This is a genomic window from Ihubacter massiliensis (genome assembly GCF_024125305.1).
GTDB classification, from domain to species: domain Bacteria; phylum Bacillota; class Clostridia; order Peptostreptococcales; family Anaerovoracaceae; genus Hominibacterium; species Hominibacterium faecale.
In genome coordinates this window covers 710,958-730,612 of the sequence record NZ_JAMXVH010000001.1, presented here as the reverse complement: position 1 = coordinate 730,612, position 19,655 = coordinate 710,958, and the positions used below count along the sequence as shown (strand labels likewise).

The window sequence follows — 19,655 nt, the reverse complement described above, 5'->3', positions numbered from 1 at the left end:
TTCTCTTTCTTCCTGAAAAGCTGAGAAAACCTATTTTACAACGATATTGACAAGCTTACCTGGCACTGCGATTACTTTCACAACGTTCTTGCCGCTTGTCAGCGTTTGTACTTTTTCGTTTTCCATTGCCAGCTTTTCCAGTTCTGCTTTATTCAGATTTGCCGGTACGTCCATTTTTTCTTTTACTTTTCCGTTGATCTGAACAACTACTTCTATGGTGTCCTTCACTAATGCGCTTTCGTCGCATACCGGCCACGCTTCTTTATAAATAAAGGAATCATGTCCCAGGTGCTCCCACATTTCTTCGCAGATATGGGGCGTGAACGGAGACAGGACCAGTACCAGATTTTTGACTGCCTCTCCGAAAAGTCCGGGATTTACTTCTCCTTCTTTATACTTGTACATTTCATTGACCAGCTCCATGACCGAACTGATCGCCGTATTGAAATTGAACCTTCCGCCAACATCGTCCGATACCTTTTTAATGGTATAGTTCATGGCGTATGCCAGGTCCTTGTCCGCCTTGTTCTTTAATTCGTAGCTTTCCGGCACGTCCTGATACTTTTCCGCAAACTCATAGACCAATCTGTGGACGCGGTTCAGGAAACGATAGCTTCCCTCCACTCCTTTATCGGACCAGTCCAGCTCTCTTTCCGGAGGAGCCGCAAAGAGAATGAACAGTCGTGCCGTATCAGCGCCGTACTTTTCAATGATTTCCGCAGGGCTGACCACGTTCCCGATGGATTTGGACATTTTCTTTCCATCTTTGATGACCATGCCTTGAGTCAGCAGATTGACAAAAGGCTCGTCTGTGTTCACCAGTCCCAGATCATAAAGGGCCATCTGGAAGAATCTGGCGTACATCAAGTGGAGGATCGCATGTTCCACGCCTCCGATATATTGGTCCACGCTCATCCAGTATTTAATCTTTTCCAGGTTAAAGGCTTCTTTTTCGTTTTGGGCGTCACAATAGCGCAGGAAATACCAGGATGAATCCAGGAAGGTGTCCATGGTATCCATTTCCCGTCTTGCCGGCTTTCCGCATTTTGGGCAGACCGCTTTGGCAAAGGTTTTGCTGGTGGTCAGGGGTGACTCGCCCTTGCCGGTAAATTCCACATCCGTGGGCAGCATAACCGGCAGGTTCTCTTCTTTTTCCGGAACCCATCCGCATTCATCGCAGTAGATCATCGGAATCGGCGTACCCCAATATCTCTGTCTGGAAATCAGCCAGTCGCGGAGCCGATAGTTGATGGACTTTTTACCGATGCCCTTTTCTTCCAGGTAATCGATGATCTTGGTGATCGCTTCCTGATTGTTCATACCTGTGAACATTTCCGAGTTGATCATATTTCCTTCGGCAGCAAAGGCTTCCTTCAGGTTATATACATCGATGTCCGGATCGTCGGTATCTACAACCGGTATAATATCCAGGCCGAATTTCTTAGCGAATTCAAAGTCCCGCTGGTCATGCGCCGGTACGGCCATAATGGCGCCGGTACCATAATCCATCAGTACATAGTCGGAAATATAAATCGGCACTTTCTTGCCGTTAACCGGATTGACCGCATAACGGCCGATAAATTGGCCGGTCTTTTCATTGGTAGTGGACGTACGCTCAATATCGGACATATGCTGGACTTTATCCACATATGCCTTTACAGCTTCCTCATACTCGCCGCCGGCCACTAAATCCTTCAAATAAGGATGTTCGGGAGCAAGTACCATATAGGTCACACCGTAGAGGGTGTCCGGTCTGGTGGTGAAGATATCCAGGCCTTTATCAAATTCTTCGATTTCAAACGTAACCTCTGCGCCGATGCTCTTACCGATCCAGTTTTTCTGCATGGTCTTAACTTTTTCCGGCCATCCCGGCAGCTTGTCCAGATTGGAAAGGAGCCGCTCCGCATAATCGGTGATCTTAAAATACCACTGAGACAGTTCCTTTTTTCCCACTTCCGCGCCGCAGCGTTCGCATTTTCCATCCACAACCTGCTCGTTGGCCAGAACCGTCTGGCAGCTGGGACACCAGTTTACTGGATTCTCTTTTTTATAGGCGAGGCCCTTCTTGTAAAACTGGATGAAAATCCATTGCATCCATTTGTAATAGTCGGGATGGCAGGTAGCCACCTCTCTGTCCCAATCATAGGAAAGTCCCAGTTCGCAAAGCTGGTCGCGCATTTCGTCGATGTTGTTCCAGGTCCATTCGCTGGGTGCGGCGCCATGTTTGATAGCTGCGTTTTCCGCTGGCAGGCCGAAAGAATCCCATCCCATGGGATGGAGCACATTAAAGCCTTTCATGGTCTTGAATCTGGCAATGACATCGCCGATGGAATAGTTTCTCACATGACCCATATGTAGTTTGCCTGATGGGTATGGAAACATTTCCAGTACATAATATTTTTCCTTAGTTTCATCTTCCGTGGTCTTAAAAATATCCGCGTCTTGCCACTTTTTCTGCCATTTGGCTTCAATTTCCGTAAAGTTGTATTTATCGATCATCACTCATCCTCCAGATCTAAAAATTCGCAGTCTCCCCAGACTTTTTCAATGTTATATTTTTCGCGCATGTCCGCGGTCAGCAGATTGACGATAATATCGCCGTAGTCCATCAGAATCCATCCGGAAGCTTTCTTTCCTTCGATATTCCGAACCTGGATCCCTTCCTTTTGGAACTGTTCTTCCAGTTCATCGGCCAGGGTTTCAATCTGCCGCTCGCTGCCGCCGGAGGCCAGAACCATATAATCCGCAAATGCGGCTTTGGTTCCAATGTTGATCACATCAATGTCCCGGGCCTTTTTATTATCCAGGACTCTTGCTGAAAACATAGCCATGTCTTTACAATCCATTTATTTCTCCCTTCTTTTTCAAATCGTTTCGTGCTTTTATCGTATCCTCATGGAGGAACAATCCTCGCTGTTCAATATATGTAATCGAGCGTTCCATCGCAAGCAGGCATGCCTGGTCTAAAGAGACCTCCGCCTGCCGCCGGATCGGCTCCACTCCCGGATATTCCCGCCCGGGTTCAATCGCATCTGCCAGATATACCACCTTTTCCAGCAGGGACATGCCCTCCCGGCCAGTGGTATGATATCTTACCGCATTCAAAACATCGGGATCGCTGATCCCATAGTCCCGTTCCATAATCCTGGCCGCAATCGGGCCGTGGGCCAGATTGGCATTGTCCATAAAAGCAGGATCAAGCCCCAGCTGCTTGACGTACATATTCAACACAGCAGCCGGAGTACTGCGGAACATATCGTGGTAAAGGGCGCAGATCCTGGCTTTTTCCTGATCGCACCCGTATTTTGCGGCTAATTTTTCAGCAGTGGAAACAACACCGTAAATATGGCGTCTGCGTTTTTCAGATAAGTTTTTTTCTATATAAACTTCAATAGAGTCCATTTATCTTGATATACCTTTCTACTTGCTCAGGAACCAGGCCGCTGAGGGATGCTCCCCTTGAGAGCCGCTCCCGAATCTCAGTGGCAGAAATGTCTCTTCTGCGATTCTGAATTTTTACAATATCTGTATTATAGACCGATTTCAAATGCTCTATACATTGATTCAATTCCGCCTCTTTATAGCCGGGCCTGGAACCCACGGCAAAGGAATACTTAGTCAGCATTTCCTCCGCCTGCTTCCATCGATCGATCTTCAAAAATGCATCTGTTCCAGTTATAAAGCAGATCTGGGTCTCCTCGCCCCATTGGGCCGAAAGCGCCCGCAAAGTCTTATAAGTATAAGAAATCTCTTTCTGCCTTAATTCGTAATCGGATGCTTCAAGACCCGGGTCTTTCGCAACGGCCAGCTCAACCATCGCCAGCCGGTGCCGGCCGCAGGTAATCTCCTTGTCCAGCTTAAACGGCTGCAGCTTGGCCGGAATCAGCAGAACCTTATCCAGCCCCGCCTGCCTGCGTGCATCCTGTGCCAGGCCAATGTGGCCGTAATGTACGGGATCAAAGGTCCCGCCTAAAATTCCAATGCGCTTCATGTCATGCCCTTACTGGTGTGCTTCCTCTTCTTTTGCCGCTGTTACGGCGATCCCCAGCTCGTCCAGCTGTTCTTGATCCACACAGCCCGGAGCTTCGCTGACCATACATTGGGCTGCCTGGTTTTTGGGGAAGGCGATGACTTCCCGGATGCTGCTCTGATGGGTCAGCAGCATGACGAGACGGTCCAGCCCATAGGCAAGTCCACCGTGAGGCGGAGCTCCATATTTAAAGGCTTCCACTAAGAAACCAAATTTCTCATCGATCTCCTGAGGGGACAGCCCCAGGACTCCGAACATTCTTTCCTGCAGGGCCCGATCGTGGATACGGATACTGCCTCCGCCCAGCTCTACGCCGTTGAGCACAATATCGTATGCCTGGGCTTTTACCCTCCCCGGATCGCTTTCCAGGAATTCCAGATCCTCCGGATTGGGCGATGTGAATGGATGATGCTTGGCGTGGTATTCGCCGGTCTCCTCGTCGTATTCGAAGAGAGGGAAATCGACCACCCACAAAAGCTGGTACTTGTTGTCGTCCAGCAGACCTAATTCTCCTGCAATATGGCGTCGCAAGAATCCCAGGCTGTCGAACACCACCTGTTTTTTGTCGGAAACGATCAGGATCAGATCGCCGGCCTTGGCATCGAAGACATCGGCGATTTCACGCAGCGCCTCCGGTGAAAAGAATTTATTGACGGAAGAAGAAATTTTATCGTCTTCCACTTTGATCCAAACCATGCCTTTCGCGCCGTAGCTTTTGACCGCCTCTGTCAGCTTGTCGATCTTTTTGCGAGTATAGGAAGCCGCGCCGCCGTCGATGCAGATGCCGCGCACATCGCCGCCTGCTGCCAAAGCATCAGTAAAGACTTTGAAGTCGCAGGAAGTTACCAGATCGTTGAGCTTTTTCAGTTCAAACCCGAAGCGGGTATCCGGCTTATCGCTGCCGTAGCGTTCCATCGCCTCATCATAAGGGATTCTTGGAAACGGCGTATCCAGTTCAATATTCATTAGATCTTTGAAGACCTTTTTTAAAAAGCCCTCCTGAACGGCGATGACGTCATCCTGATCCACAAAGGACATTTCCAAGTCAATCTGAGTAAATTCCGGCTGCCGATCAGCACGAAGATCTTCATCCCGAAAACATTTTACAATCTGCATATAACGGTCTGTTCCCGCCACCATCAGAAGCTGCTTGAACATCTGCGGGGATTGAGGCAGAGCATAAAAGGCTCCCGGATTGACCCGGCTGGGAACCAGATAGTCTCTGGCGCCTTCCGGCGTGGATTTGATCAACATAGGGGTCTCCACTTCTGTGAAGCCCTGGCTGTCAAAATAGTCCCTGGCCAGCTTGGTCAGATTATGGCGGAAGGTCAAATTTTGCTGCATCTGATGTTTGCGCAAATCCAGATAGCGGTATTTGAGACGCAGGTTGTCATCCACGTTATCGTCGTCTTTTATATAGATGGGCGGCGTATCGGCCGCAGAATAGATCATCAGATCATCGGCAAAAATCTCGATGCTGCCGGTGGGCAAATCGGGATTTTTGGATTCCCGTTCTTTTACGGTTCCCTTGATTCCCACCACATATTCACTGCGCAGACGGTCGGCCTTTTCGAACAATTCCTGGGGAATCTGATCGTTGAATACGACCTGGACAATGCCGGTTTTATCCCGCACATCGCAGAAAATCAGTCCGCCCAGATTTCGCCGCTTTTGAATCCAGCCGTTGATCACCACTTGTTCATCTATGTTGTTTTCATTCAGGACTCCGCACATATGGGTCCTTTTGAATATCTGTTCCATCCTTATCTCCTATTTTGTAAGCTCTTTGATGATATCGTCCATTGCTACTTCCGCTTGCTGGGAAGTCTCCATATCCTTAATGGCAACCTTCTTTTCCGCCAGCTCGTTGTCGCCGATGACAACGGTTTTTTTCGCGTGCAGTCGGTTGGCGTATTTAAACTGGCCTTTGATATTCCTGGCCATGGTATCCATCTCCGCACGTACTCCCGCCTGGCGAAGCTGACGCAGAAGTTTGAGTCCGAAAGCTTTGGCCGCATCGCCCATGACAGCGATAAAGACATCCACTCCTTCCGGCTGGGGAATTTCCACTCCGTTTGCCTCCATGGTCAGAAGAAGCCGCTCAATGCCCAGACCGAATCCTACCCCTGGAATGGGAGGTCCTCCCACTTCTTCGATCAGGTGGTCGTAACGGCCGCCGCCGCAGACGGTACCCTGGGCGCCAATGCTGTCGGTGACAAATTCAAAGGCTGTTTTTGTATAGTAATCCAGACCTCTTACGATCCCCGGATCCACGACAAATTCAATGCCCATGCTGGTCAGATTCTGCTGAACCTGATCAAAGGCATCTTTACATTCCTCGCACAGAAAATCGATCATCATCGGCGCGCCCTGAACTAATTTTTGGCAGACTTCCGACTTGCAGTCGAGAATGCGCAGGGGATTCCGCTCAAAACGGTCCTTGCAGGTGTCGCAAAGTTCATCGTATTTGGGGCGCAGGAAATCGCGGAGCGCTTTTCTGTGAGCCTCTCTGCAACCCGGACAGCCCACGCTGTTGATCCGCAGCTGTACATTTTCAATACCAAGGCCTGCCAGAAAATCGTGGGCCAGACAAATGACCTCGGCATCAGCCAGCATATTGTTGGTTCCAAAGACTTCGATGCCAAACTGGTGGAAAGCTCTCAGTCTGCCCGACTGGGGCTTTTCGTAGCGGAAGCATGGTGTATTGTAATAATATTTGGAAGGCTGCACATCCGCATAAGATTTGTGCTCGATAAAGGCCCGCACAACGGGAGACGTCCCTTCCGGCTTTAAGGTAATGCTTCTTTTTCCATAATCCTGGAAAGTGTACATTTCCTTCTGTACAATATCCGTCGTGTCGCCCACGCCTCTTGAAAATAGTTCTGTATGCTCAAAGACCGGAGTCCTGATTTCTTTAAAGCCGTATTTTGCACAGATATCCGCAAAAGCCTGCTCTACATAGTGCCATTTGTACACCTGGGACGGCAATACGTCCTTGGTGCCTTTTGGTGCGTTGGTTAACATCTTTTACCTCCTGAATAAATTCTTTTTCTTCCGCTCAAGCATCTCGTCGATGCGCTCTATATAAATCTCGTAATTGGATACATTGGGAACCCGCTCCAAACGGTTTTCCTCCGGATAATAAACCTTTGTGATCCCGCCGGCGCCCAGGGCAATGATGCTCTGCGCTTCCTCCATGATGCGAACATTGTAAACGCTGGGAGTATGGTCTTTGCAGTAACCGATGTTTTCGGTGCTCCCGGCCGTATGCTTTTGTCTGTATAAATAATACGGCAAGTATCCGCCGGCCCGCAGCATTGCTGCCGCCTGCTCCAGCATATCCTGGGTCAGCTGAGGCTGTTTATAATGAAAGTTTTCATCCAGCTCTTTCAGCCTGGAGGAACGCTTTACCGCCAAAGTATGAACGGTTATGTTGTTTGCGCCCAGCTCCATCACCTGTCTTAAGGATTCCTGAAAATCCCCGCCGGTCTCTTCCGGAAGCCCGGCGATCAAGTCGGCGTTGATCACATCGATTCCAGCCTCGTGAGCCATCAAAAAGGCCTCACGAATCTGCTGCGCCGTATGGGAGCGGCCGATTGTTTCCAGGGTCCGATCGTGCATGGTCTGAGGGTTGATGCTGATTCGCCCGACCCCAGCTTCTTTGAGGACTGCCAGCTTTTCCGACGTAATCGTATCCGGCCGTCCGGCCTCCACGGTCAGCTCTTTTAAATGGGATAGGTCCATGGACGTTTTGATGCAGGCTAGCAGCGTTTTCAGCTGCTCCGCTGTCAGCGTAGTGGGCGTTCCGCCGCCGATATAAATGGATTCGGCCCTGATGCCGTCATCTGCCATACCCTTGCCGACAAAGGAAATTTCTTTGTAAAGGGCGTTCAAGTAACGGTCGATTTCCTCCGGCCCCACCTGATTGGATGTAAAGGAACAATAAAGGCACCTGGTGGGGCAAAATGGGATCCCAATATAGACTCCTGCTGTGTTTGGCTCCGGCTTTCCCAGGGTTTGCTGCTGATAGGCATATAACTCCAAGAGAAGGTCAACCTTCCGTTCATCCACCAGATAATCGTTCATCAGGATCTGTTTGGCCGCAGCTGCGCCTCCCCATTTCCGCTCCAGTTCACCGGCCAGCTTTACCGGCCGTATACCCGTCAGAATTCCCCATTGGGGGCGTCTTCCGGTTTCCGCCTGCAAGTATTGGTACAGTTCCCGCTTTAATTGATCCTTGTCTCCGGCAAAGGTGAATACAGCAGCTTGATCGCCGCCGGTTTCATCCCCGGTAAGCAGCTGATATTGCTGCGGCTGTAAAAACAGCTTGATCAATTCTTCATAAGGGTTGGTATTGTCCACATTCTCCAGTTTAAGGCCGTACAAAGGGGTTGCTCTCCTTTTCCTGTCCGATTTCGGTAGGCCCCATATGTCCCGGGAAAACCTGCATGTTGTCCGGGAGCACATAGAGTTTTGTCCGGATGGATTCCGCCAGATCGTTGAAGGAGCAGCCTGGGAAATCCGTTCTGCCGATGGACTGGCAAAAAAGCGTATCTCCGCTGAAAACCGCATTGCCGACGACAATGCACATGCCTCCTGGGGAATGGCCCGGTGTATGAAGGAAGGTCAGTTCCATGTTTCCTACCTTCAAAGTATCGCCGTCCTTAACGGTGAGATCAGGCGTGAGGGTAACCGGACCGCCCATCATGGCGCTCATATTCATACGGGCATCGGCCAGCATCGGGACCTCAGCCTCGTCTGCCACTACTTTGGCGTGGGGCAGTTCTTCTTTATGCTGGCTGACCCCGCCGATATGATCGCTGTGTCCATGGGTCAAAATAATATATTCAATATCGATTCCTTCGCTGGCAATCTGCTTTGTCAGCTTGGGGTTATAACCGCCGGGATCGACAATAAATCCTTTTTTCGTCGTCTCATCTTCCACAAGATACGTATTTACAGCCAGCGGGCCGCTGGGCAGGTTGGTGATTTTCATAAAACTTCTCTCCTAAAATGTTTTTTTGCTGTCCAGTAAGATGGTCACCGGACCGTCATTGTGGATTTTCACCAGCATATCGGCCTGGAAAACCCCTTCTTCTACATGTATGTCCTGCTGTTTTACCAGCTGGATGAAACTGCGGTAAAGCCGGTTTGCTTCTTCGGGGGAAGCTGCTTTGGTAAAGCTGGGCCGCTTTCCCTTTCGCACATCGCCCAGCAGCGTAAACTGTGAAACAGCCAATACTTGTCCATTCACATCTTTCACCGACAGGTTCATCTTTTCATCCGCATCTTCGAAAACGCGCAGTCCGGCCACCTTGTCAGCAATATACGCGGCATCCTTTTCCGTATCATCATCTTCTACGCCTAAAAGGACCATCAGTCCTTGTTGTATGGAGCCGGTAACGGTTCCGTCGACGGTCACGCTGCTTTCGCATACTCTTTGTACTACTGCTCGCATGGTTTCTCCTAATGTATTTTTTCTATGGTTTTGCCCGATAAACGTCGGAAACGCCGGGAACGCTCCTCAGGGAGCGCAGAACTTTTTCCATCTGATCTTTACTGGATATGGAAAGTGTCAGGGTTACATTGATGGTTTCATCCTTGCTGCTCTTGGCGTTTACCCCATCGATATGAACGTCCATATCCTCGCAGACTCTGGAAACAGCTGAGAACAACCCTTTCCTGTCCTGGGCGATCACGCTGACATCAGCTGTATAGACCTGATCCAGCTTTTCCTTGTCCCACCGCACATCGATGAAACGAGCCCGTTCCGATTCGGGCAGAGATGTAATATTGGGGCAGTCGGCGCGGTGAACGGAGATTCCTCTCCCCTTGGTGATGAAACCGACAATGTCGTCGCCCGGCACCGGATTGCAGCACCTGGCGATGCGGATCATCAGGTTGTCCACCCCTTCAACGGTGATACCTGCGTTTTCTCTGCGCTTGCGTTCTTCCCGCTGCTTGCGCTCATCGGGAATCTTGGTCGCGATTTCTTTCTTTTCACGCTCCAGCTGCTCCTGCTTTTCATCGTTATAATACTTGAAGAGCAGGGTTCCTACTTTGCTTTGGAAGGCTCCGCCGTGACTCAGCTGGGTATAGAGTTCGTCGCTATTGTTCAGATTCAATTCTTTCAATGCCCGGTTGATAAAGGAATTTTTCAAAACGTCCCGCGGGTCGTATCCCTTTTTCCGGACATATTTATCGATCAAATCCTTTCCCTTATCAACGGCATCGGACTTATTTTCTTTTTTCAGCCATTGCCGGATCTTATTTCTGGCCGTACTGCTCTTGGCGATTTTCAGCCAGTCGATGCTGGGTCCGGCGGCGTTGGGCGAGGTAACGATCTCGATGATATTGCCGTTTTCCAGGGTATGGTCGATGGTAACCATTTTGCCGTTTACTTTGGCGCCCACGCACTTGCAGCCAATATCCGAGTGGATTTTAAAGGCAAAGTCCAGCGGCGTCGAACCGGCCGGAAGTTCGATAACATCCCCTTGGGGAGTAAATACGAAAACCTGACTTGCGAAAAGGTCGACCTTCAGCGTTTCCATGAACTCCTTGGGGTCGTTCATATCCTTCTGCCATTCCAGGGTCTGGCGCAGCCACGCCAGTTTTACTTCTTCCTTGTCCTGAGTAATGCCCTCTTTATATTTCCAATGGGCCGCGATACCGTATTCCGCGATTTTATGCATCTCGTAGGTCCGTATCTGAATTTCGAACGGATTTCCCGTATCGCCGATGACCGTCGTGTGGAGGGATTGATACATATTGGGTTTGGGCATGGCGATATAATCTTTGAAACGGCCAGGAATGGGCGTCCACAGGGTATGGACGATCCCCAGCACCGCATAGCAGTCCCGCACATTTTCAACAATGATGCGCACTGCCGTCAGGTCAAAGATTTCATCCAGCTGTTTATGCTGGTATTTCATTTTCTTGTAAATGCTGTAAAAGTGTTTGGAACGGCCCATGATATCGTAGTGGATCCGCAGATCTTCCAACGCTTCTTTGATCTCGTCGATGACCTGCTTTATGGCTTCCTCCCGTTTTTCTTTCCGTTCGCTGACCTTTTCCACCAGGTTGTAATAAGCCTCAGGGTCCAGATATTTGAGCGCGATATCTTCCAGCTCAAACTTCATGGCATAGATCCCCAGCCGGCTGGCCAGAGGTGCATAGATTTCCAAGGTTTCCTTGCACTTGTCGATGATTTTATTTTCCGTCATATAGTTGATCGTCCGCAGATTATGAAGCCGGTCGGAGAGCTTGATAATCAGCACGCGGATATCTTTGGACATGGCCAGAAACATTTTTCTCAGATTTTCAGCCTGTCTTTGTTCCTTGCTCTCAAATTTGAGGGAACCCAGTTTAGTGACGCCGTCTACCAAAAGCGCTACTTCTTCTCCGAATTCTTCTTTCAGTTCTTCCTCTGTATAAGAAGTATCTTCCACCACATCATGAAGCAGCCCCGCGACGATGGTATCCTCATCCATGCCCAAATCGGCCAGAATCTCTGCGACGGCCAGCGGGTGGATTAAGTATGGTTCGCCGGACTTTCTCAGTTGTCCTTCATGCATTTCTCTGGCCTTATCGTAGGCCCGTCCGATCAGATCCAAATCGTACTTTGGATTATAACCGGCTATGGTTTCTATAAATTCTTCTCTGCTTTTCATCGACTGTCCTTATCCTCGTTCTTACTTATTTGTCTTTCTTGGCTTTTTCTTTTTTCTTCTTCGAATCTTTTAAATATTTGCTGCCCCGCGCCCGCTGTGCAAATTCATAATAGAGAGGACTGCAGATGGTGATGGAAGAGCAGGCACCTGCCAGCACGCCAATCATTAGCGGCAGTGTAAACTCCCGAATTGCAGGACCGGTCATGATGAACAGCGGAACCATGACAATCAGCGTTGTAAAGGAAGTCATCAACGATCTGCCCAAAGTTTGGGAAATACTCTTATCGATCAACTCCTCCGTTCCTCCGCGCCTGGAGTACTTCAGGTTCTCACGGATCCGGTCGAAAACAACAATGGTATCATTTATAGAATACCCGACTACGGTCAGAATACCCGCAATGAATGGGTTGTTGACCTGTACGTGGAAGATGGCGTAAAAAGCGATCACAAGAAGGACATCATTTAGTACACCCAGCAGAGCCGCCCCGCCGAACTTCCATTCGGAGAAACGGATTCGGATATAGATCAGCATACAAAGCGCCGATATCAAAATCGCCTTGATAGCATTGTTCCGAAGCTCTTTTCCCACGGAAGGCCCAAAGAGTTCCTGTGCGATGATGTCCTGATCTTCAAAGCCAAAATCTTTTTGGAGAGTCCCAATGACTTTCGCTCTTTGATCGGAATCCAGTGCCTCCATGGTACGGATCACGATTTCTTCATTTCCTTCTCCGGAATAAATGACTTCCGGATCCAGCTTATATTCCTTGATGGATTTTTCTACCTCAGCAGCAGGCACCTGCTTGCCCATATCAATCTGAATCATGGTACCGCCGGTGAAATCAATGCCGTAGTTGAGTCCGCGGATTAATCCAAATGCCAATCCAATTAGCATGATTACAACCGTTGCGATATAAAAGATTTTTCTATGCTTAACAAAATGGAGTTCTCGTTTGATCTGGAAGGCTGCAGTGTTGTCCTTTTTTATTCCGTAGAAAGACTTTTTGGTGAATTTCTTGCTTTCAGAAAGAATGCCCAGATATAGCTGGGTAACCACAACTGCGGTAAACAGACTGGCAAGGATACCAATCATCAACGTCCATGCGAAGCCCTTTACTGAGCTGGTTCCCACTTGGTATAGGATAATGGCGGCAATAAAGGTCGTCACCTGGGAATCTACTACCGTACTCATGGCCCGTTTGAAACCGGTCTGAACGGCTACCCGCACGCTCTTGCCGCTGATGATCTCCTCTCGTATTCGGGAGAAAATAACTACGTTGGCATCCACGGCCATACCAATGGACAAGATGATACCTGCAATTCCGGGCAGGGTTAATACACTTCCCATTAGAGCCATGACATTGAGTATGATGACCACATAAAGCAGCAGTGCAAGATCGGCAGTCAGGCCCATAAGTCTGTATCCCACAATCATGATCAGGAAAATCAGTGCCAGACCGATAAATCCGGCAATAATGCTCTGTTCCAAAGCATTAAACCCAATTTTGGCCGTCTGCACGGAAGAATTGACTTCTTCAAGTTCTACCGGCAGTGAACCGCCTCGAATCAGGGCAGCCAAATTCTTGGCTTCATCCTGAGAGAAATTGCCGGTAATCTCACATTTTCCGCCGGAAATCGGTTCTTTCACTCCCGGAGCGGAAATAATTTGATTATCCAAAAGGATCATGATTGCGTTATTTGCTACGTTCTCAATCTTTGAAGTCACTGTTCCGCTGTAAGCCTTCTGTGTGGCTTCGGCAAATTTGCTGGCGCCTTCACTGTTGAATTCCAAGTTGACCGCATAGCCCCCATCTTCCGCCATACCGGTAGTAGCATTTTTTACATTGCTTCCGTCCAGTACAATGGTGCCGTCCGCCAGTGCGAATTGGAGCTGAGCAGTCTTACCGATCTGGTCGATGGCTTCTTCTGCGTCCTCGGCTCCCGGCAGCTCAACACGAATGCGGTTGGTTCCTTCCACCGTAACAGTAGGTTCCGCCAGTCCCATTTCGTTAACACGCTTTTCAATAACTGCCTGTGTCTGATTCATCAGCTCTGTCAGTTCCTCACCTGTGGCGTCGGTGTTGGCTTGCATAACCACGTATACTCCGCCCTTAATGTCGAGTCCCAGTTTGATTTTGTCCTTGGTTGGTTCCATGACAGATCCAAGTCCAAAAAGAGTCACATACCATCCGAACGCAATCAGAAGTATGATCAAAACTGCGAAAACTCTTTTAAGCTTGTAATTCATTTTGTCCTCCACTCTTATCTTATGTATGATTTCTCTATGGCAACATCTGTGCCATTTTAAACTACAGTCATAATATTTTACTACTTTTTTACTGTTTTAACAAGGGGGACCATTGAATTTTCTGCTTTCTCGCTACTTTTTCATATTTGCCCCCAGGATTCCTCCCAGCGCCCCGGCCCCAATGGGAATCAGATATGCGGGCGTTAACATAGAAAGCTTTATGAAGGTTGTAAAGCAAGCGCTGACGATAAGCAAAATCAGCAGCATGAGCGCTGTGGAAAAGGCCAGACCGGTCAGCAGTCCTGCTCTTTGAAAAAATGCTCCCATATAGAGACCGATAAACAGGCAGACGATTATCATAGCTGCCAGCAAATAAAAGAAACTCCAACTCTCTGGAAACGGAGTGAATTTCAAAACCAGCGCTCCCACCAATGTAAACAGTCCGAAGCCAATCAAGCTGAAGAAATACCCTTTGCAGATTCTCATAATTTTATCCATCGATTTTGTACCTCCCTCTTTTGCCTGTAATCAGTATATTTCGTCAAGAGGAAAATAAGAACCGCAGCCCGCCGATTTAAAAGCGGCCGGCAAAAGCCATACACAAAAAAAGACGCATCCAAAACCTCTGGCTCTCGGATGCGTCTTGATTTCCTATTACAAAAGGCGGCCTATTTTTGTTCCTCAGCTGCAGCTTCTTCGGCAGGCTCTTCTTCCGGCGCGGCTTCTTCAGCAGATTCCGGCTCCTCAGCCTTTTCTTCCTGGGCAGCTTTTTTCTTCAATCTTCTCGGCATTGCCTTCTTTGGTGCATCTTCCTCTTCGGTCTCTTCTTCGGAAGACGGCACGCTTACTTTCTTAGTCGGTTTTGCATTTTCAACAACCTTGGAAACCGACCATCTCATTATTTCGAATTTTACTTTATCAGCTCCAACCTGAATCACCAGGGACTCGTCTTTGGTCTTTACGACTTTACCGCAGATTCCGCCAATCGTGATAATTTCGTCACCAACACGAACGTTGCTCCTCATTTGATTTACCTGCTTTTCCCTCTTTTTCTGAGGTCTGATCAGCAGGAAATACATTACTACTAAGAGCAGGACTAAAGGCAGTAACGTTGCTAACATGTTCCCATTCATAAAAATAAAGCCTCCTTAAAATATTACTTTATACAATTCAAATTCAAATGGTGCCGGCGATGGGGGTCGAACCCATACGGTGTTGCCACCACGGGATTTTGAGTCCCGCACGTCTGCCAATTCCATCACGCCGGCGCAATGAAATTATTATAGCATAGCTTACAGATTAAGACAAGATTTTAACACAAAAAATTCGGCATATTTTTACGCATCGATAATTTCCAGGTCCTCGGCCTTGATATCCGTCATATATTTTCTGCTCAGCAAGCTGTACATAACCGGAATGACGATTAAGGTCATCAGCGTAGCATAAATCAATCCGCCGATGCAGACGATGGCTACAGGCTGCATCATCTCGGCGCCGTTTCCCATCCCCACGGCCAGCGGCAAGAGTCCCAGAATGGTGGTGATCGCTGTCATGAGAACCGGGCGTATTCTTACTGCTCCCGCCTCAATGATGGCATCGCGGCGGCTCATGCCCTCTTCCAGCCGGAAGCGGTTGATGCAATCCACCAGCACAATGGCGTTGTTTACAATAACACCCATCAGCATGACGAATCCCAAAAGTGCGACCACACTCACATCCTGTCCGGTCAAAAGCAGCGCCAGCATTCCTCCGGTAAAGGCCAGGGGAACGGTGAACATGACGATAAACGGAGAACGCAGAGACTGGAACTGAGCCACCATGACCAGATATACCATCAGCATACCCAGCACCATCATCAGCATCATCTGCTCCATGGCATCCATAATGGTCTCGTTTTCTCCCTCAAATTCCACTTTTACATCCGACGGCAAATCCATGCTTTCTACTGCGTCTTTAGCCGCGTTTGTCACATGGGTGATGTTGTATCCCTCAGCCAGTTCGCCGCTGATGGTCAGCACTCGCTTCTGTGATTCATGATTGATCACGCTGAGGGCTTGCTCTTCCGTAATATCGGCGATCGTCGAAAGGCTGACCTTCTTTTCGCTGCCGTCCGCCTTCTTGCCGGTAACTTTCAATTTCTCCAAATCCTTCTTTGTCATGGATTCCGTATCCTTGCTGGATACCAGCACATCCGTTCCCTCTCCGCTCTGCACCAGCGTTGTGGCTGCTTTATCCTTCGAAAGCTGGGCGGAAACATCGGCAAACACCTGCGCCACTGTGAGCCCGTAGGACATGGCTTTATTCTTATGAATATTGATCTGCAGTTTGGGCGTACTGTCGTCCTTTGTATCGGTCACCTCTTTCAGTCCCTTGACCTGACCCAGACGCTTTTCAATGGATATGGCTGAAGTTCTCAGCGTATCCAGGTCATCACTGTACACCTTAAGCTGTACCCCGGAACCGCCCATCATACTCATCATATCCGTATCTCCCTGAGCGGTGATTTCACAGCCGTAATCGCTGCCCATAGCTTCGATTTTTTGGGAAAGATCTTTGGCCTGGTCCAGCTTATCCTCGTCCAAAATCACATACATCATGGACTGAGTCACATCCTTCTCTCCTGTAGACATGCCCATGGCGCTGTTGGCATCGCTTGAAAGCATAGCGCCAACCGTTTCCACATAATCCATTTTCATGATTTTCTTAGAAATCGCGTCAGTAGCCTTAGCCGTATCACTCAGGTCGCTGTCGTCAGGCATTTGTATCGTTACAGACATCTGCTGGCTGGCCATGGAAGGCATGTAGGAAAACCCTTTGCTCAATGCCAAACCAGTGGAACCGATCAGCAGCACCACCGCAATAATCAGCACCCACTTTTTATGATCCAGCGCAAACTCCACAGCCTTTTTATACTTGGCGATAATCGGGCTGTCCTGGCTGAGAGCCGTCTTTTTCGCGTCCCGTTTCAAAAGTCCTCTGGCCATGGCCGGAACCAATGTGAGTGCGATAATCAAGCTGGCCAAAAGCGCATAAGTCACGGTCAGAGCCATATCGGTGAAAATCTGCCGGGTCATACCTTCCACAAAGACAATAGGCGCAAAGACGCAGATGGTGGTCAGGGTTGAGGCGGTAATCGCTCCCGTCACCTGGGCTGCCCCCGAAATAGCGGCTCTGGTATGGTTGTAGCCCAGCGCGCGCAGCCGATAGATATTTTCAATCACTACAATGGAGTTATCCACCAGCATACCCACGCCCACGGCCAAACCTGCCAGAGAAATCACGTTGATAGTGACTCCTGAGAAGTACATCAATGCGATGGCAAAGGTCACGCTGATGGGGATACTGATGGCCGTTATGATCGTAGGTCGGATGTCTCTCAGGAACAGCAGCAGGATCAGAATCGCCAGGATCGCCCCCAGCAAAAGGTTCTGCAATACGGAATTGATGACCATATGAATATATTCCCCCTGATCGGACAAGGTTGTAAAGGTAAGGCCGTCATATTTATCCGCAAGTTTATCGAAGTTTTCCGTAACCCGATCGGCAACGTCGGCGGTTGAGTATCCAGATTGCTTGGTAAAGGTCAGCAGCACGCCGTTTTCGCCGTTGATTTTGGCGTAGGTTTCGGCAGAATTATTGGCATTGGTCACATCGGCGATATCGGACAGCTTTACCGGGTCCATGCCGTCCACGTCCATATCCAAAACCACCAGATCCTTTAATTCGGAAATGCTCTTGATTTTATTGCCCACACTGACCAGGATCTCGCTTTTTCCGTCACTCACATAGCCGGCCGGCATGGAAAAGTTCTGGGCACTCAAGATTGCCGAAACATTGCTCATGGTCAGTACGCCCGTCAGATTGGCACTGTTAAGCGCCGCTTCTTCGGAGGACTGTACCTGAGCCAAAGATGCCTGCAGCTGGGCCACTGTGGCCTGCAGAGTGCTGCTGCCTGCCGTCAGCTCGGACATGTTGTTGCCCAAGGTGTCCGAGAGATTGGCCTGCTGTACGTTGAGCTTGGAAAGTCCGTCGTCGATCGCTTTGATCTGGGCATCGATCTCCTTGGTCGAAGGAAGATCATTCATATCCATTCCATATGCCTTCAGCGCATCGGCCATTGTATCCAGCGCCTTGGAAGCCTGGGCATAAGCCTGATTTCTCATACAAAGTTCTTTAATCTGTTCATCAGAAAGAGACGGATACTGTTTTTTTACTTCCGCTTCAATCTGCTGCATGGTAGCTTTCAGCGCTTCTGCCTGAATAACCGCTTCCTTGGCCTTCTGCAGCTGCTCTTTTCCTTCTTTCATTTGGACCCTTGCGGCTTCCATCTGCTGAGCAGCTTGTTTCTGAGCCTTGGTCACCTGTTTTTTACCCGAATCAATTTTGTTCTGACCGCCTTTTGCCGAGTTGATTCCGCTGTTCAGTTTGCCTTTAGCGTCGGAAAACTGCTTGAGTATGGCATTACTGGTCTTATCATTGATTTTATCGATTTTGTCCTGCGAAAGGATAACCTGTATATCTTCACTAATCAATCCGGTGGCGTTGACGCTGGCTACTCCTTCGATCCCTTCCAGCGGCGTCAGAAGATTTTCCTCTACAAAACTGGATGTCTCCGTGGTACTTTTATCTTTCAAGCTGACCGCCGCCACATTGACCGGCATCATATCCGGATTGATCTTCATAACAATGGGCGTTCCCACGGTTTCGTCCCATCCGCCGGAAATCATATCGATTTTCTCATGGATATCCACCGACACCGCGTCCATATTCACATCATCGGAAAACTCCAAAGCGATCATGGAGTAGCTTTCATTGGACTGGGAAGTCAGATTTTTAATATGGTTGAGCGTGGCCAGCTGCTGTTCCATGGGTTTGGTAAGCTCGTTTTCCACTTCCTCCGGGCTGGCTCCCGGGTACGTGGTCATCACAATGGCATAAGGCATGTTGATACTGGGAAACAGATCCGGAGTCATCTTGGAAAAGGATACAATCCCGAAAACAATGATTAATATGACCGCCACTAACACGGTAAATGGTTTTTTTACGCTGAATTTTGCTAACATTTATCTCCTCCTGTTTTATCCCGCTTGCATTCCTTTATTACACCGTATTTAAGCATTTCGAACATCTTTTCCAACCGCCCTTCAGCTGTTTCAAACGATTCGCCCCCTGCGAAGTACCGCTGAAGCGCATAAACGGAACTGCAGATCAAAAGCCAGGTCAGGCTGGTGATCTCTTGTCTGGAATAATGGTTTAAATCATTCAAGTCACACAGATATTCAAACTGTTTTTCTTCGGCGCACAGCTCGAACTTATCCAGGAATTCGTTTACATCGTCCGGTTTGGCATTGGAAACGATGCGCTTGATCAGTGCTTCCCGGCTGGTTCCTTTCACATTGGCCAGCAGACAGAAGATTTTTTTGCAGAACGCGAAGATATCGTATCGCCGTTTATCTTTGCCAAGCTCGGTCATAAATTCTTCCTTGATCTGGTCGATCAAGTATTTGTAAATATCTTCTTTATCTTTAAAGTAATAATAAAATCCGCTCCTGGAAACTCCTGCATTTTGCGCAATCTTAAAAATCGAAACCTTTTCATAAGGCAGCGCAGAAAATTCACTGACAGCAGATTCTAACAAAACCATTTTCTTTTGTTCTTCTAAATGAAAAAAAGCCTCAGTCGGCATAAGATTCTCCTTATACAAAAATTG

General features: G+C 48.7%; 15 protein-coding genes and 1 tRNA gene. All 16 read right to left on the bottom strand.

The features are described 5' to 3' along the window. Positions 1-30: 30 nt before the first annotated feature. A complete protein-coding gene (leuS, locus tag NIA71_RS03240) occupies positions 31-2,499 on the bottom strand; it encodes a leucine--tRNA ligase (RefSeq protein ID WP_148395161.1) in 2,469 nt (822 codons plus the stop codon). Next, entirely contained in the window at positions 2,499-2,846 is a 348-nt protein-coding gene (rsfS, locus tag NIA71_RS03235; protein WP_148395160.1) for a ribosome silencing factor, read from the bottom strand. The genes leuS and rsfS overlap by 1 nt, the downstream gene beginning before the upstream one ends. Beyond that, positions 2,836-3,402 (bottom strand): bis(5'-nucleosyl)-tetraphosphatase (symmetrical) YqeK, encoded by a 567-nt coding sequence (gene yqeK / locus NIA71_RS03230; RefSeq protein ID WP_148395159.1) that lies wholly within the window; start codon positions 3,400-3,402, stop codon positions 2,836-2,838. The genes rsfS and yqeK overlap by 11 nt, the downstream gene beginning before the upstream one ends. After that, on the bottom strand, positions 3,389-3,991 hold the full coding sequence (gene nadD / locus NIA71_RS03225) for a nicotinate-nucleotide adenylyltransferase (protein ID WP_148395157.1): 603 nt from the start codon (positions 3,989-3,991) through the stop codon (positions 3,389-3,391). Before nadD ends, yqeK begins: the two co-directional genes overlap by 14 nt. 9 nt (positions 3,992-4,000) lie before the next feature. Continuing rightward, positions 4,001-5,791, bottom strand: coding sequence for an aspartate--tRNA ligase (gene aspS, locus NIA71_RS03220; protein WP_253019671.1), 1,791 nt, complete (start codon positions 5,789-5,791; stop codon positions 4,001-4,003). Positions 5,792-5,800: 9 nt separating this feature from the next. Then, the gene (hisS, locus tag NIA71_RS03215; RefSeq protein WP_227755179.1) at positions 5,801-7,054 is read right to left on the bottom strand and encodes a histidine--tRNA ligase; all 1,254 of its coding nucleotides are present in this window, start codon (positions 7,052-7,054) and stop codon (positions 5,801-5,803) included. Between the two features lie 3 nt (positions 7,055-7,057). After that, positions 7,058-8,416 carry a coproporphyrinogen dehydrogenase HemZ gene (hemZ, locus tag NIA71_RS03210; protein ID WP_253019670.1) on the bottom strand — a complete coding sequence of 453 codons (1,359 nt, stop codon included), beginning with the start codon at positions 8,414-8,416 and terminating at the stop codon, positions 7,058-7,060. Further along, positions 8,403-9,026 (bottom strand): MBL fold metallo-hydrolase, encoded by a 624-nt coding sequence (locus NIA71_RS03205; protein WP_148395149.1) that lies wholly within the window; start codon positions 9,024-9,026, stop codon positions 8,403-8,405. The genes hemZ and NIA71_RS03205 overlap by 14 nt, the downstream gene beginning before the upstream one ends. A gap of 12 nt (positions 9,027-9,038) precedes the next feature. Further along, positions 9,039-9,488, bottom strand: a complete 450-nt coding sequence (gene dtd, locus NIA71_RS03200; RefSeq protein WP_148395147.1) for a D-aminoacyl-tRNA deacylase — start codon at positions 9,486-9,488, stop codon at positions 9,039-9,041. Positions 9,489-9,510: 22 nt separating this feature from the next. After that, on the bottom strand, positions 9,511-11,700 hold the full coding sequence (locus tag NIA71_RS03195) for a RelA/SpoT family protein (protein WP_148395145.1): 2,190 nt from the start codon (positions 11,698-11,700) through the stop codon (positions 9,511-9,513). A 25-nt stretch (positions 11,701-11,725) separates the two neighbouring features. Then, positions 11,726-13,945, bottom strand: coding sequence for a protein translocase subunit SecD (gene secD / locus NIA71_RS03190; protein ID WP_148395144.1), 2,220 nt, complete (start codon positions 13,943-13,945; stop codon positions 11,726-11,728). 132 nt (positions 13,946-14,077) lie between these two features. After that, the gene (locus NIA71_RS03185; protein ID WP_253019669.1) at positions 14,078-14,443 is read right to left on the bottom strand and encodes a TIGR04086 family membrane protein; all 366 of its coding nucleotides are present in this window, start codon (positions 14,441-14,443) and stop codon (positions 14,078-14,080) included. Positions 14,444-14,613: 170 nt separating this feature from the next. Beyond that, positions 14,614-15,078, bottom strand: coding sequence for a preprotein translocase subunit YajC (yajC, locus tag NIA71_RS03180; RefSeq protein WP_148395140.1), 465 nt, complete (start codon positions 15,076-15,078; stop codon positions 14,614-14,616). Positions 15,079-15,126: 48 nt separating this feature from the next. Next, positions 15,127-15,213: transfer RNA gene (locus tag NIA71_RS03175), tRNA-Leu, on the bottom strand. 69 nt (positions 15,214-15,282) lie between these two features. After that, the gene (locus tag NIA71_RS03170) at positions 15,283-19,008 is read right to left on the bottom strand and encodes an efflux RND transporter permease subunit (RefSeq protein ID WP_148395138.1); all 3,726 of its coding nucleotides are present in this window, start codon (positions 19,006-19,008) and stop codon (positions 15,283-15,285) included. Then, positions 19,002-19,631: a TetR/AcrR family transcriptional regulator gene (locus NIA71_RS03165; RefSeq protein WP_148395136.1), complete on the bottom strand. Its 630-nt coding sequence runs from the start codon at positions 19,629-19,631 to the stop codon at positions 19,002-19,004. The genes NIA71_RS03170 and NIA71_RS03165 overlap by 7 nt, the downstream gene beginning before the upstream one ends. Between the last annotated feature and the right edge of the window lie 24 nt (positions 19,632-19,655).